This window comes from Armatimonadota bacterium, from assembly GCA_031459765.1.
Classification (GTDB): Bacteria; Sysuimicrobiota; Sysuimicrobiia; order Sysuimicrobiales; family Kaftiobacteriaceae; genus Kaftiobacterium; species Kaftiobacterium secundum.
Window position 1 is genome coordinate 47,258 of sequence record JAVKHY010000004.1, and the last position, 14,161, is coordinate 61,418.

Annotated in this window: 14 protein-coding genes; 8 read left to right on the forward strand and 6 right to left on the reverse strand. The window is 70.3% G+C overall.

The genetic code is table 11. The features are described 5' to 3' along the window. Nucleotides 1-149 precede the first annotated feature (149 nt). The gene (locus QN141_06635) at nt 150-2,420 is read left to right on the forward strand and encodes a class I tRNA ligase family protein (GenBank protein MDR7558146.1); all 2,271 of its coding nucleotides are present in this window, start codon (nt 150-152) and stop codon (nt 2,418-2,420) included. A gap of 12 nt (nt 2,421-2,432) precedes the next feature. Here QN141_06635 and QN141_06640 read toward each other — a convergent pair whose 3' ends face one another. Further along, the gene (locus tag QN141_06640; protein ID MDR7558147.1) at nt 2,433-2,798 is read right to left on the reverse strand and encodes an STAS domain-containing protein; all 366 of its coding nucleotides are present in this window, start codon (nt 2,796-2,798) and stop codon (nt 2,433-2,435) included. Between the two features lie 226 nt (nt 2,799-3,024). Here QN141_06640 and QN141_06645 point away from each other — a divergent pair, with 226 nt between their 5' ends. The 5 genes from QN141_06645 (at nt 3,025) to QN141_06665 (ending at nt 6,218) form a co-directional block, all read left to right on the forward strand. After that, complete coding sequence (locus tag QN141_06645) at nt 3,025-3,591, forward strand: ComEA family DNA-binding protein (protein MDR7558148.1); 567 nt, start codon at nt 3,025-3,027, stop codon at nt 3,589-3,591. Between the two features lie 80 nt (nt 3,592-3,671). Further along, a complete protein-coding gene (locus QN141_06650) occupies nt 3,672-4,268 on the forward strand; it encodes a sigma-70 family RNA polymerase sigma factor (protein MDR7558149.1) in 597 nt (198 codons plus the stop codon). After that, complete coding sequence (locus QN141_06655) at nt 4,265-4,777, forward strand: zf-HC2 domain-containing protein (protein MDR7558150.1); 513 nt, start codon at nt 4,265-4,267, stop codon at nt 4,775-4,777. Before QN141_06650 ends, QN141_06655 begins: the two co-directional genes overlap by 4 nt. Beyond that, nucleotides 4,774-5,877 carry a sigma-E factor regulatory protein RseB domain-containing protein gene (locus QN141_06660; GenBank protein MDR7558151.1) on the forward strand — a complete coding sequence of 368 codons (1,104 nt, stop codon included), beginning with the start codon at nt 4,774-4,776 and terminating at the stop codon, nt 5,875-5,877. Before QN141_06655 ends, QN141_06660 begins: the two co-directional genes overlap by 4 nt. A 44-nt stretch (nt 5,878-5,921) precedes the next feature. After that, complete coding sequence (locus QN141_06665; GenBank protein MDR7558152.1) at nt 5,922-6,218, forward strand: MazG nucleotide pyrophosphohydrolase domain-containing protein; 297 nt, start codon at nt 5,922-5,924, stop codon at nt 6,216-6,218. Between the two features lie 108 nt (nt 6,219-6,326). Here the strand turns inward: QN141_06665 and speB are convergent, their stop codons facing one another. Genes speB through QN141_06680 form a run of 3 tightly spaced genes read right to left on the reverse strand, consistent with a single transcriptional unit; the run spans nt 6,327 to nt 8,445 of the window. Then, nucleotides 6,327-7,160, reverse strand: coding sequence for an agmatinase (gene speB / locus QN141_06670; GenBank protein MDR7558153.1), 834 nt, complete (start codon nt 7,158-7,160; stop codon nt 6,327-6,329). Further along, nucleotides 7,157-7,954: a polyamine aminopropyltransferase gene (speE, locus tag QN141_06675; GenBank protein MDR7558154.1), complete on the reverse strand. Its 798-nt coding sequence runs from the start codon at nt 7,952-7,954 to the stop codon at nt 7,157-7,159. The genes speB and speE overlap by 4 nt, the downstream gene beginning before the upstream one ends. A 17-nt stretch (nt 7,955-7,971) precedes the next feature. Next, entirely contained in the window at nt 7,972-8,445 is a 474-nt protein-coding gene (locus tag QN141_06680; GenBank protein ID MDR7558155.1) for an arginine decarboxylase, pyruvoyl-dependent, read from the reverse strand. A gap of 213 nt (nt 8,446-8,658) precedes the next feature. On the opposite strand from QN141_06680, the gene QN141_06685 reads away from it, so the two are divergent. Both QN141_06685 and QN141_06690 read left to right on the forward strand, forming a co-directional pair. Further along, on the forward strand, nt 8,659-9,915 hold the full coding sequence (locus QN141_06685) for an ABC transporter substrate-binding protein (protein ID MDR7558156.1): 1,257 nt from the start codon (nt 8,659-8,661) through the stop codon (nt 9,913-9,915). Nucleotides 9,916-9,961: 46 nt separating this feature from the next. Continuing rightward, the gene (locus QN141_06690) at nt 9,962-10,792 is read left to right on the forward strand and encodes an ABC transporter ATP-binding protein (protein MDR7558157.1); all 831 of its coding nucleotides are present in this window, start codon (nt 9,962-9,964) and stop codon (nt 10,790-10,792) included. A gap of 84 nt (nt 10,793-10,876) precedes the next feature. Here the strand turns inward: QN141_06690 and QN141_06695 are convergent, their stop codons facing one another. Then, on the reverse strand, nt 10,877-12,979 hold the full coding sequence (locus tag QN141_06695) for a glycogen debranching N-terminal domain-containing protein (protein MDR7558158.1): 2,103 nt from the start codon (nt 12,977-12,979) through the stop codon (nt 10,877-10,879). Nucleotides 12,980-13,031: 52 nt separating this feature from the next. Next, entirely contained in the window at nt 13,032-14,081 is a 1,050-nt protein-coding gene (locus QN141_06700) for a glycosyltransferase family 4 protein (protein ID MDR7558159.1), read from the reverse strand. Nucleotides 14,082-14,161: the final 80 nt, after the last annotated feature.

The window sequence follows — 14,161 nt, forward strand, 5'->3', positions numbered from 1 at the left end:
GCCCGCGAGGTGATGCCGTTGGAACTCGCCGGCGGCGGGTAGGGGCGACACCGTACGACTTCGCCGCCGTCGAAGCGCGCTGGCGGCGCCTCTGGGAGGCGCAGGCGCTGGACCGCACCCCCGACCCGTCGGCGCGGCCGAAGGCGTACATCCTCGATTTCTTCCCCTACCCTTCCGGGGAAGGTCTCTCCGTCGGTCACGCCAGAAACTACGTCCCCACCGACGTGCTGGCCCGTTACTTCCGGATGCGCGGGTACGCCGTCCTGCACCCCATGGGCTGGGACGCCTTCGGGCTGCCGGCCGAGAACGAGGCCCTGCTGCGCGGCCGCCATCCCCGGGAGACCACCGCCCGCTACGCCGCCAACTACCGCCGGCAGCTGACCCGGCTGGGCTGCTCCTACGACTGGACGCGTGAGCTCATCACCAGCGATCCGGCGTTCTACCGCTGGACCCAGTGGGGGTTCCTCCTACTGTACCGCCGCGGGCTGGCCTACCGGGCGACGGGTTGGCAGTGGTGGTGTCCCGCCTGCCGGACCATCCTGGCCAACGAGCAGGTCGTCCAGGGGCGGTGCTGGCGTCACGGGGATACGCCGGTGGAACGGCGGGCCCTCGAGCAGTGGTACGTGCGCACCACCGCCTATGCCGAGCGGCTGCTGCGCGATCTGGACCGGCTGGACTGGCCCGAACACATCAAGACCATGCAGCGCAACTGGATCGGCCGGTCGGAGGGGGCGGAGATTCGCTTTGGAATTCGGGGCGAACCGGGGGCGATCACCGTCTTCACGACGCGGCCACAGACGCTGTCGGGCGCCGCGTTCATCGCGCTGGCTCCGGAGCATCCGCAGGCGACGGCCTTGAGCGCCGCGGATCGGCGCGAGGAGGTCGCGCGATTCGTCTCGGAAGCGCTGCGCCGCACGGAGATCGAGCGTCAGGCAGGCGCCTCTGTCCGGGGAGTCTTCACCGGCGCCTACGCCGCGCATCCGTTGACCGGCCGGCCCCTGCCGGTCTATGTGGCGGATTACGTGCTGGCGCAGTACGGGGAGGGGGCCGTGATGGGCGTCCCGGCGGCCGATGCGCGCGATGCCGCCTTCGCCCGGCGGCATGCCCTGCCGGTTCTCCCGGTGGATGGGACGGCGACCGCCGAGGCGGTGCTGGCCGACTTGGCCCGGGCTGGCGCCGGCGGTCCGGCAGTGCGCTACCGCATGCGGGACTGGCTGATCAGCCGCCAGCGCTACTGGGGCGCTCCCATCACCATCGTGTACTGCGCGCACTGCGGGACCGTGCCGGTTCCCGACGACCAGCTGCCGGTCCGGCTCCCCGAGGTGGCACATTACGTCGCTGCGGGAACGGGGCGCTCACCGCTGGACGCGATCCCCGAGTTCGTCCGGACCGTATGCCCGCGCTGCGGCGGCCCGGCCGAGCGGGAGACCGACACCCTGGACGGGTTTGCCGACTCCAACTGGTACTTTCTGCGCTTCGCCGATCCCCGCTGGCCGCACGGTCCGTGGAATCCCGACGCGGTCGCCTACTGGCTGCCCGTGGACTGGTACGTCGGCGGGGCGGAGCACGCCGTCATGCACCTCCTCTACGCGCGCTTCTTCACCAAGGTCCTCTATGATGCGGGGATGCTGGCGTTCGACGAACCGTTTGTCCGGCTGCGCAGCCAGGGCAGCGTGCTCTCGCCCGTGGACGGGGCGCGGATGAGCAAGTCGCGCGGGAACGTGGTCACTCCGGACGAGGTGGCCGCCGTCTACGGGGCCGACGCCCTGCGCCTGGCCGTGATGTTCATCGGTCCCTTCGATCAGGACGTGACCTGGGACCCGGAGGCGGCGGTCGGGGCGGCCCGCTTCCTGCGGCGTCTGCACAGGCTGGTCGGCCGTGCGGCACGCGCCGAGCCGCGGTCCGAGGATCCCCCTCAGGCCCAGGCCGCAGTCAGGCGTCTGCGGCGCGCCGGCCGGAAGCTGGGTGAACTGATCGAGGCATTCCGCTGCAACGTCCTGGTCGCCGAACTGATGACCGTGCTCAACGATCTTGAAGCCTTGGAGGGTGCCTGTCGCGGATCGCCCGCGTGGCGGCAGACCATGGTGGACCTGACGAGGCTTATCGCCCCCGTCGCGCCGTTTCTGGCCGAAGAAGCCTGGGCCATGCTGGGGCAGACCGGAAGCGTGCATCGGACCTCCTGGCCCGAGGGCGGGACGGCTCCCGGCGACGAAAGGGAAGCCACCATCGTCATTCAGGTGGACGACCGGGTGCGCGATCGCCTGACCGTCGCGCAGGTCCACGATCGGAATGCGCTCGTCGAGCATGCCGGCCGGCGGCCGCGTGTCCGGGCGGCCCTCCGAGGGCGGGAGATCGCCGACGTGATCGTCGTCCCCGGCCGGGTCGTCAACTTCGTCACCCGTGGGGACTCGGGCGCGTGATCGAGACCTGATCTACCGCGGTTCCTGTCCGGGCCAGGCGCGCGCCGCCTGCACGGCTTCCGATTCGGAGGCGAAGACCGGGAAGACTTCGTGCAGTCCGGTGATGGTGAAGATCTTCTCGATCTGCGGCTGGTTGTAGACCAGGGCCACCGTCCCTCCGGCGTCTTTCGCCTGCTTGAAGGCCGAGGTCAGGACGGAGAGGGCGGTGCTGTCGAGGTAGGTGGTCTGCAGGAGGTTGACCACGAGCCGAACGCGCCCGTCGGCCATCGCCTCCTGGAGGGCCGCGCGCAGCCGGGGCGAGGTGTAGATGTCGAGCTCCCCCTGGACGTCCAGGATCTCCACGCCAGTCTCCGAGCGGCGGTGCAGGTGGACCTCCATGGCGCTCCCTCTCCCGCGCGGTGGTGGATTCGCCACGGCGCGTGATGCTCCTTGCCCGGTCGGCTGCGGCGTCCAAAGCCTCCGACCGCCGGCCAGGCCCGGTCGGGCCGAGCGAGCAGTCGGCCCATCTGGGGGGTCCAGGAGGCGAGACCACACGTGGTACAGTGGGCCCGGCACTCTCGTGCCTATGGCCGCGCGATCAGGCAGGGTGGAGGGCGGGGGACCGGTGCGGTGGACCCGAGCGGAGCAGCTGCTGGTTCTCGTCTCCTCCGGAGCGGTGATCGCGGGCATCGCCGTCCTCGTCTTTGTTCAGCGACCGGCTCCGGCCGTGCGCATCTTCGAGGCGCCTCCGGCGGCCGAGGTGGTGGTTCAGGTGGACGGCGCGGTGGTCCGTCCGGGGCTCTACCGCCTGCCGGCGGGGTCGCGGACGGAGGACGCCGTCCGGGCCGCCGGCGGCCTCTCTCCGGCCGCGGACTCTGAGGGGATCAACCGCGCCCGGCTGCTTCGGGACGGCGAGCGGGTGACGGTTCCCTATCGGGGGGCGGGATCGTCGCTCCTGACGGCGGGCGCTCCGCGGGACGGCGCCGCCTCCGCCTTGCCGCCCGTGGATCTGAACCGTGCCTCCGCCGCCGAACTGGAGGGGTTGCCCGGGATTGGTCCGGTGCTGGCGCGCCGGATCATCGCCCACCGGGACCGCAACGGCCGCTTCCACCGGCTGGAAGATCTGCTTGAGGTCCAGGGAATCGGGCCGAAACTCCTGGCCCGCCTGCGGCAGCGCGTTGTGCTACGATGACTGGTGTCGAATCGGGAACTTCAGCCTGCCGGCGCTCGTATGCCCAGGCGAGGGCGCCGGAGGGCTGGCACGGAGCATCCGTGGACTCATCCGACTCCCCGCCGGCCGGTACCGCTCGAGAGATCGAGGCCTTCGAGGCACTGCTCCGGCGGTACGGCCGCCGGATCTACCAGCTGGCCTACCGGATGGCCGGCAACGAGGCCGACGCCAGCGACCTCACTCAGGAGGCATTCATCCGCGTCTGGCGGGCCTTTCGCCGGATCGATCCGGAGGCGAACCTGGAGAGCTGGTTGTACCGGATCGTCACCAACCTGTACATCGACCTGCTCCGGCGGCGTCCCAGGGTGCGCCTCGAGTCGCTCGACGTCCCGGTGCGGACGCCCAAGGGCGACGAGGTGAGGCGCGAGATCCCGGACGAAAGGTCCGATCCGGCGGAGGCGGTCCTCGGCCGGCGCCTGGACGTCGAGATCCAGCGGGCGCTCGTCGCGCTCGGTCCCGAGCTTCGGATGGTGGTGGTGTTGAGCGACATCGAGGGGCAGTCCTATGAGGAGATCAGCGCAACGCTGCGGATTCCGATCGGCACGGTGAAGTCCCGGCTGCACCGAGCCCGGCGGATCCTGCAGGGGCGTCTCGCCCACCTCATGCTCAAGGCCGGCCCCGGCGGGGAGCAGCGATGACGCACGCCAGGATTTCGCGTCAGCTGTCGGCGTATCTCGACGGCGAGCTGGAGCCCGACGCCGTCCGCGAGGTGGAAGCCCATCTCACGGTCTGCGGAGCCTGCCGGGGGGAGCTGGGGGGATTGCGGCAGGTCAAGGCCATGCTGGCCAGCCTCCCCGAGATCGCGCCGCCTGAGGAGGTCTGGCAGGGACTTCGTCGGCGGATGGAGCGCGAGCCGCCGTCCGGCTGGCGGCCAGCGCTGCGAGAGGCGCTGCGCTCGACGGTCCGCCGGCCGGCCCTGGCGATCGCCGCGGCGGCGCTGATCATCCTGCTGGCGGCGTTCCCCGTGGTGAAGGGACGGCGTGATCGGTTGCAGGCGGCGGACATCGGCGTGGACCTGTACCTGCGCGAGCACGCCCTGCTCTCCTCCGCCGATCCCTTCGTCGATCCGGCCTACCTGGGCCTGCTGATCGGCGACGCCAACCGTGCGCTGGCCGGCGCACGCCGCGTCATCGAGGAAGGGCCGTGACACCTCCGCGCCGTCCCGTGGCCCGTGGGGCCCTGATCCTGGCGCTCGTCCTGTCCCTGACCGCCGCGTGGGGGTCTCCGTCGCCCGCCGCTGCTCCGGCCTCGCCGCCGCCGCCCGCGGCGGCGGAACCGACGTTCCCGGACCGGGCGTCGCTGCCGCCGGCACGCGAAGTGCTGCGCCTGATGCTGGCCGCCCCGGCGATCGTGGACTACGAGGGGACGAAGATCATCTCCACGGTGCGGGGCGCGAGGGCCGAGACGGTAACAATCCTGGAGGCGTACAAGCGGCTGGGGCGCCTCCGCCTGGAGTTCCTGTCGCCCGAATCGGTGAGCGGCCGGCTCGTCGTCGACGACGGCCTGAGCGCCTGGCAGTACGAGCCCGCGCTGCATCTCGTGATCCGGGGGCCGTCCTTTGTGCAGGGGCGGGCGCGTCCGGAGCGTGCCGACGAGATCCTCCGGCGCTACCGGGTGGCGGTGGTGGGCCGGGAGGCGGTGATCGGACGCGACACGGTGGTGCTGGCGCTGGCGCCCGGAGCGACCGGAAGCGACCGCCGCCTGTGGGTCGATGAGGGCACGGGCGTGATCCTGCGTGCTGAGGAGCGCGACGCGAGCGGCGAGATCGTCTACACCAGCTACTTCAGCCGCATCAGTTACAGCATCAACCTCCCGGTTCCGCTGTTCCGCTTTCGCCAGCCGGCCGGAGCGAAGGTGCTCAACATCTTCGTCTCCGGCGATCCGGTCGCCTCGGCCGAGGACCTCCGGGCACGGGCGGGAAAGGGCGTGGTCATTCCCTCCAGGCTCCTCCAGTTTGCCTTTCGCGACGGGCGCGTGGCCCGTCACGGCGCCTTGGCCGCGGTGGCGCTGAGCTATACCGACGGGGTGGGCGGCGTGGTCACCCTGTTCCAGACACCCACCGCCCGGATGGCCTTCCCCACTGTGGGCCGCGCGATCCCCCTTGGCGGGGGGCGGGGCAGGATTCTGGACGTCGGTTACTTTCGCGTCCTCCTGTGGCAGTCGCAGGGCATGAACTTCGCGCTGCTGGGGAATGTGCCGGTGGCGGCGCTTGTGGCGATGGCGGCGCAGATCGCTCCGCCGCGCTAGCGGGGCAGGGTTGGCTGCGGGCGGCCCGAACTCCATAGCCTGTCGTGCATCTCCGCGAGTTCCAGGAGATCATCCGGGCGACCTACGGGGCCCGCGACCGCGCCCGCGGTGCCGATGCCACCTTCCGCTGGCTGGCCGAAGAGATCGGAGAACTCGCTCAGGCCCTGCGGAAGGGTGATCCTCAGGCGCTGCGGGAGGAGTTTTCCGACGTCCTGGCCTGGACGGTCAGTCTGGCGGGGTTGTGCGGGGTGGACGCTGAAGACGCCGTCTCGCGCTACGCCGCAGGTTGTCCCAAGTGCGGCCACATCCCCTGCGACTGTCCCGGCGAACAGCGGGGGTGACCGTCCCGCCGCTCCCCCGGGGCTCCGCTGCCCTTGTTCCGGCGCGGACCGGCCCGCCACGGGGCGCTCCGCTCCGCCGGGGGGCGGACGGCCGGGGGGCGGACGTCTTCAGGCCGGTCGGCGGACGCCGAGAGCGAGGAGACACTCCCGGATCAGCACGGCGGCCAGCACCGCCGTCCGTCCGGAGGGGTCGTAGGGCGGGGAGACCTCCACGAGGTCGCATCCCACGACGGGCAGGTCCCCGAGCCGCCGAACCAATCCCAGCAGGTCCCTCGCGCTGACGCCTTCAGGTTCGGGATTGCCGGTGCCTGGGGCCTCGGCGGGATCGATCGCGTCGATGTCGATGGTGACGTAGACGTGCCGACCGGCGAGCCACGACCAGACCTCGGCGGGAATGGCCGGCTCCCGGGAGCACCACCGCAGCGAATCGGCCATTGTGAACTCCTCCGCCGTTCCCGCCCGGATGCCGATGGCCGCCACGGCATCCGGGCGCAGCACCTCGAGAATCCGGCGCATCACCGTGGCGTGGCACACCTGCCGCCCCTCGTAGGTATCCCGCAGATCCGTATGGGCGTCCACCTGCAGCACGGCCAGATCGGGATATCGCGCGGCCAGCGACCGGACCGCGCCGAGGGTGATCGTGTGTTCTCCCCCGATCAAGAAGGGCCGCGTGTCGCCCAGTCCGGCGACACGGTCCGCGACGCGATCGACCGCCTCCTCAGGCGTGAGGCGCTCCAGATCCAGGTCTCCTCCGTCCGCGGCGCCGGCCTCTTCCAGGTCGGCGCGCAACACCGGGCTGTAGGTCTCGATGCTCTGCGACGCCCAGCGGATCGCCGCCGGGGCGTGGCGGCTTCCGGAGCGGAAGCTGGAGGTGGCGTCGTAGGGCGCGCCGACGATGACGACTCTCGGCCGGGCCTGCGCCCGCGTGCCCAGGAACGTCACGGGAGGGGCGGGAAGTTCAGCGCCGCCCGAGCGACGGCCGGCGAGTAGTACCGGAGGCCGGGGATGGTCAGGTGTCGGAACTCCCCCGGGGTGGACTGCGCCAGGGTGAAACTCCACAGCGTCCCCGGGTAGCTCGGGACGGCGGCCCAGTACGGGAGGACGGCCGGAAAAGATGCCGCCAGATGCCGCCGGACCTGGTCTGCCAGCTCGCGCTGGTACAGCGGCGACCCGCTCTGCACCGCCAGGACCCCCGAGGGGTTCAGGGCACCGGCGCAGGCGCGATAGAACTCGGCGGAGAACAGGGCGAGGCCCGGCCCCTTCGGATCGGTGGAGTCCACCAGGATGGCGTCAAATTTCTCGCTGGTCGATTCGACAAAGGCGATGCCGTCGGCGATCAGCAGCCTGGTGCGGGGTTCGTCGAAGGCCCGTCCCCCGATGGAGGGGAGATAGGCGCGGCTGACCTCGACCACCTCGCGGTCGATCTCTACCATCGTCACCGTCTCGACGGGGTGCTTCAAAACTTCCTCCAGCGTCCCTCCGTCCCCCCCGCCGATGATCAGGACGCGCCGGGGATCGGAGTGGGCGGCCAGCGGCAGGTGGACGAGCATCTCGTGGTAGATGTGCTCGTCCCGCTCGGTCGTCTGGACGGCGTCGTCCAGGATGAGCATCCGGCCGTAGTGGGGGGAGGTGGCCACCTGGATGTGCTGGAACGGGGAGTAATGGTCGTAGAGGATGTCCTCGACGGCCAAAGCCTGGCCGAAGCCCTCACCGACCACGTCGACGATCCACTGCATCGGGGGTCCCCCGCGCCTCAGAGGCCGTCGGCCTGCGGCCAGAAGACCACGGCGGCCACGGCGCAGCCGATCCGCTCCACCACGTGCTCGATGACCGCGACGCGGATCTCGCGCACGGCCAGATCGCGTAGCGCCATGGCTTCCTCCACCATCCGGCGCACGATTCCCTCGGCGTTGTCCGCGGTGCCGCGGTGGCTATACTCCATGATCACGCCGTAGTCATTTGCGGAGAGGCCCACCCCCACGGCGGCGGCGATCCGCTCCCCGGGGGTATGGCTGGTGATCCGCGCGTAGACGGCGGGGGTGAGCAGTCCCGGGGGAAAGGTCGGGACCGGAATGATGGCGGTGCCGGCGGGGAGGATGCTGGTCACGCGCAGGAAGTTGAGATTGGCGATGCCGGCGGCCGCCAGCGCCCGGTCGAACGCAGTCAGTTCCGTCCTCCCCTCGCCGCTGCCGGCGACGACGGAGGCCGCCTTTGGTCGCTGCCACACGCCTAACAGTGTACGCTACGCCGCCGCGCGTCGCCTGCCGTCTCCCGCCCGGGTTGCGAAAGGTCGGCGCGGCCAGGCCCCGGAATCGACCGGGGTCGTGTCCGCGGAGAGGGGGAAGCCCCCCGGCGGGCCGAATTCCACCCCCAATATTCGCGGTCTCCATCGGTGGGTAGGGCGCAGCGGTTGAGGTTTCGTCGTCGGGAGGGGAGAGCGATGAGGAAGTGGGTCGTCCTGGCGCTGGGGGTCCTGCTCGTCGCGGGGTGGACGCCGGTTCTGGCACAACAGCCGATTCCCGCCACCGTCAAGGTGGGGGCTCTCTTTGATACCACCGGACCGACCTCGGACGTCGGGGTCGATTACCACAAGGGGGTGCTGGACCACGTCCGCTACATCAACGAGGTCGAAGGCGGCATCCGCGGCCGGGTGAAGCTGGACCTTGTCTGGTCCGACTACGGGTACCGCATCCCCGACGCCCTGTCCCTGTACCGGAAATACCGGGATGTGGACAGGGTGAACGCGATCATCGGATGGGGCACGGGCGATACCGAAGCCCTGAAAGACCAGATCAGCGAAGACCAGATCCCCTACATCTCGGCGTCGTACTCCTCCCACCTCAACGATCCGGCCAAGACACCCTACAACTTCTATCCGGTGAGCAGCTACTCCGACCAACTGCGGGCGGTGCTGAAGTTTGCCCGGGAACTGGCCGACCAGGCCCGGATCAGCCGGCCGAAGATCGTCTTCATGTACCCGGACCACCCCTACGGCCGCGCCCCGATCCCCGCGGGGAAGGCCTACGCGCAGGAACTGGGGTTCGAGGTCGGGCCGGACCAGATCGTGGCCCTGACCGCCCTGGAGGCGCGCTCCCAGGTGGCCGCGGTGAAGAGCTTCGGCGCGGACTTCGCCTGGATCGGCGGCACGACCAACTCGGCCTCGGTCATCGTCCGCGACGCTAAGGCGGCGGGGCTGACGACGAAGTTCTTTGTGAACGTCTGGGGATACGACGAGAGCATGATCAAGCTCATCGGGGCCAGCGCCGAGGGCGTCTACGGCAGCACCCCGCACACCTACTTCGGCGAGCCGGCGCCGGGCTTCAAGACGATGGCCGAGGCCTACACGCGGTTCCGGGGGCGCCTCCCGGAGTTCCAGTGGGGCACTACGCAGACGCCGGCGATCGCCTCCTATGTGCGGGGCTGGCTCAACGTGCTGCTGCTGCGGCGGGGCCTGGAGATCATCGTCGACAACTGGCCCACCTACTCCCGCCTGGGCGGGTTCAGCGGGCCCTCGGTCCGCTCCGCGCTGGAGACGCTGAAGGACTGGGATCCCCAGGGGCTGGCGCCGGCCGTCACCCTGACCCGCACCGACCACCGGCCGTCCACGACGACGCGCATCATGCAGATCCGGAGCGGGCGGATCACGCTCGTCAAGCAGGTGACGATTGAGCGGCGAAAAGACTGGCTTGGGTTCTGAAGCGACTGCCGCCGGGGGAACTCTGGTTTCCCCCGGCGGCGCTCCCCTGGCCACCCTCAATAACATCGAGGTCGTCTACTGGGGCACCATCCTGGTGCTCAAGGGCGTGTCCTTGACCGTGCCCGAGGGGAAGATCACGGCTCTGATCGGGGCCAACGGTGCCGGGAAGACGACGACGCTGAAGGCGATCACCGGACTGGTCCGGCTGGAACGCGGCGAGGTGACACGCGGCAGCGTCGAGTTCGCCGGCCGGCGGATTCAGAACTTGCTGCCCGAGGAGACGGCGCAGATGGGGATTGTGATGGTCCGCGAGGGACGCCGGCTCTTCGAGGAACTGACCGCGGAGGAGAATCTGCTGGTCGGCGCCGCCCTGCGCCGTGGTCGTCGCGGGAGTGGGCACGGCGCCGGGGACGGACCGGCCACAGGGGCAGGCATCGCCTCACTGGAATCGGTGTACGGGTACTTTCCCCGGCTGCGGGAGCGGCGGCGGGTGCGCGCCGGGTACCTGTCCGGGGGCGAGCAGCAGATGCTGGCCATCGGCTGCGCGATGATGGCCGCCCCGCGTCTCCTCCTCCTGGACGAGCCCAGTCTGGGTTTGGCGCCGCTCGTGGCCCGGGAGATCTTCGGACTGATCCACCGGCTGAACACGGAAGCGGGGATGACGATCCTTCTCGTCGAGCAGAACGCGAAGATGGCGCTCGATCTTGCCTCCTACGGCTACATCATGGAGAACGGCAAGATCGTTCTGGACGGGCCGGCCGCCAAACTGCGCGAGGATGCCGACGTCGAGGAGTTCTACCTGGGCGTGCGCGGCGCGGAACGGCGCCGCTTTACCGAGGTGAAGAGCTACAAGCGGCGCAAGCGCTGGCTGGCCTAGCGCATGCCTCCGGAAGCGGCGGCGCAGGCAAGCCGACCGTCGCGAAGTTGTTGACGCTTCCCCGGCCGGACCGCCCTCAGGGCGTCAGATCTCGTCGGGTGACCAGGGTTCGATGAGGAGGTCGAGCGATCCCTCGCGCACCTCGATCTCGGCCCTGGTGTCCTCCCCCGACCGGTAGACACGGAGGTCGCAGCGCGCCGGCCCGACGGTGAGGCCCTGCAGGGTGAGCGACGGAAGCCATTCCGGGAGAAAAGGGTCCAGGAGCAGGCGGGCGCGGGGGGCGTCGGCGCGCATGCCCAGCAGCGCGGTGATGAGCAGGAAGACCGCGCCCGCCGCCCAACCCTGCGGCACGTTCGCTTCCCGATACGGTACGGGGAAGCAGCACGGCTGACGGTCCAGCCCGGCGAACAGCTCGGGCAGCTGGTGCGACCGGAACCAGGCGGAGGCGGCGAAGATGCCTTCCGCCACCTGCGCCGCCTCCCGGGCGAAGCCGTACCGGCGAAATCCGAGGGCGATCAGGGCGCTGTCGTGGGGCCACACCGCGCCGACCTGGTATCCATAGGGGTTGTAGGCGGGGTGGCGGCTGCTCAGCGTGCGGATTCCCCATCCGCTGAACATGTCGGGGGCCATCAGGCGACGGACGATCGCGCCGGCGTGCTCCGGCTTCGCGATGCCGGACCACAGCGCGTGTCCGGCGTTGCTCACCACCGAAGCGATCGGTTGCTTCCAGCGGTCGAGGCCAAGGAAATAGGTCCCTTCGGCCGGCCACCAGAACCGCTCCCAGAAGCGCTCGCGCAGCCGGGCGGCCTCTTTCCGCAGCCGCGCCGCCTCGGCCGGGCGGCCCAGGAGGGCGTAGAGATCGGCGAGGCGGCGCTTGGCGTCGTAGACATAACCCTGCAGTTCGACCAGCGCCACCGGCGGCTCGGCCGGCGAGCCGTCGCCGTGGACCGTGGCATTCTCCGAGTCTTTCCAGCCCTGATGCGTGATGCCCCGAGGCGACCGACGCAGATACTCCTGAAACCCGTCCCCGTCGAGGTCCCCGTAGGTGTCGATCCAGTGCCGCGCCCGCTCCGCGGCCGGGAACACCTCCTCCACCAGCGCCCGGTCTCCCGTCCACCGGTAGGTCTCGTGGAGCAGGATGAGATACAGCGGGGTGGCGTCGGCGGTGCCGTAGTAAGGCGTGTGGGGGATTTCATGGAAGTGTGCCAGTTCGCCGTGGCGGATCTCGTGCAGGATCTTTCCGGGTTGCGCATCCCGGAAGTCGTCCACCGCGGTGGCCTGCCGGGCGGCCAGGGCGCGGAGCACGGCCGGGGCGAAGGCCTTGACCACGGGAAGCGACTCCAGGCTGATGATGAGGCTGTCGCGCCCGAACAGGGTGGCGAACCAGGGCAGCCCCGCGGCGACGACGACCTCTTCCGCCCGCGCATCCGCCGCCGTCAGCCGCAGCACGGTCAGATCGTCCACCGCCTGGCGGAAGGCGGCCTCCACATCCGCCGCCGGCGTCCGGCAGGACGCCATCGCCCGGTACCAGTCCCGCCGGCGCGCCTCCACTTCTTCCAGCAACGTCTGGTGGCAGGCCGAGGGTGCCTCCAGCACCTCCGTCCCGACCTCCGGGACCAGATGGAGGCAGGCCCGCCAGCGGCCGCCCGGCGGCACGGTGACCGGAAAGATGATGCGGGCCCGGGCCAGCCGGGGACGGCTGTCCGCGGTCACTAGGCGCAGGGTGAGGCCGCGCACGAAGTCCTGGCGTTCGTAGCGCCACCGGATCTCGGCCGGCTCGTCCTCGCGGATCTCGACGCGCACCCGGCGGGCGCGCCGGGCACCGATCCGGCGGATCTCGAAGATGTCGGCGAAGTCGCAGGCCGCTTCCAGGACCAGGGGAAAGGCCGCGGGACGGTCGGCGTAGTTCGTGATGCCGATGTCTTCGTGCACTCCTCCGCGCACGGTCCGCTCCCACACCAGGGCCAGCGTCCCGCGGGGGATCAGTCCCGAGGTTGAGGTCACGGCGGGGTTGACGAAGTGCGCCTGCATGGCGTAGTGACTGGTGGGCGCCGAGCCGACGAGCAGCCAGCGGCGGCGACCCAGCCGCAGGCGGTAGCGCGACAGCAGGCGCGTGTCCTGGACGAACAGGCCGTGGTCCTCCCCGGGGTAGATGTTTCCGTCGGGGGCGCTGACGAACAGCGTCATCCCTTCCGCCAGCGTGATCCGGGGCGGACCGAGTGGGAGCGCCGCTGGCATCTCAGGCCGGGACGGATTCGGGTGCGGCCACCACGCGCTGGTAGGCCTGGAGGTAGCGCGAGGCCATCACGGCGCGGGAGAAGTGGCGCGCGACGTGATCGCGGCAGGCCTGGCGGGAGATCTCCGGGATGCGCTCCACGGCCCGGATCATCTCGCCGACGTCCTTGCAGACAAAACCGGTCACCCCGTCCACGACGACCTCCGGAACCGAGCCGCAATCCATGGCGATGACCGGAGTGCCCGTGGCCATGGCCTCGATCATCGTGATCCCGAACGGTTCGGGCCAGTCGATGGGGAAGAGATAGGCGTAGGCGTTGCCCAGGAAGTCATCCTTGGCCTGTTCGTCGATCTCCCCGATGAACTCCACCAGATCGTGGTCCAGCAGCGGGCGGATGGCGTGCTCGTAATACTCCCGGTCCGCCGGGTCGATCTTCGCCGCCACGCGCAGCGGCATGCCCACGGCGCGCGCCACCTCCACGGCCCGGTCCAGTCGCTTCTCCGGGGACACCCGCCCGAGGAAAGCCAGATAGCGCCCGGGCCGTGTCCGCAGGGTGAACTGCTCCACGGCGATGCCGTTGTACACCGTGGCGATCCAGTTCGCCCTGGGCAGGAAGCGTTGCTGCGCCCGGCTGATGGAGATCAGGGGTTGTTCCCGGAAGAAGTCGTTCACCCGGCGCACCTCGGGGAGGTCCAGCCGGCCGTGCATCGTCGTCACGGTCGGGGTCCGCGTCAGCCGGGCGAAGGGGAAGGCGAAGTAGTCGGCATGGTTGTGAATGATGTCGAACTCATGGGCTCGTTCGTAGACCATTGCCAGCTGGATCGTGGCATAGGCGTGAAAGTCCCGCACCCGGCCGTCGAGACGCAGTCCCCGGTCACAGCACGGCACCAGTTCCGCCGAGGTCGTGCTGTCCCCGCTGGCGAACAGGACGACCTCGTGCCCCAGGCGCACCAGTTCCTCCGTCAGATTGAAGACGACGCGTTCCGTGCCGCCGTACCGCTTCGGTGGGACGCTCTCGATGAGGGGAGCAATCTGCGCGATGCGCATGGCCATCACCTGTGCTCGGTTGTCCGTGTCCGTGATGTCCGCGAGCGACCCTGCGGGCGCAGAGTCCGTCGGCCCCCTGAAATATG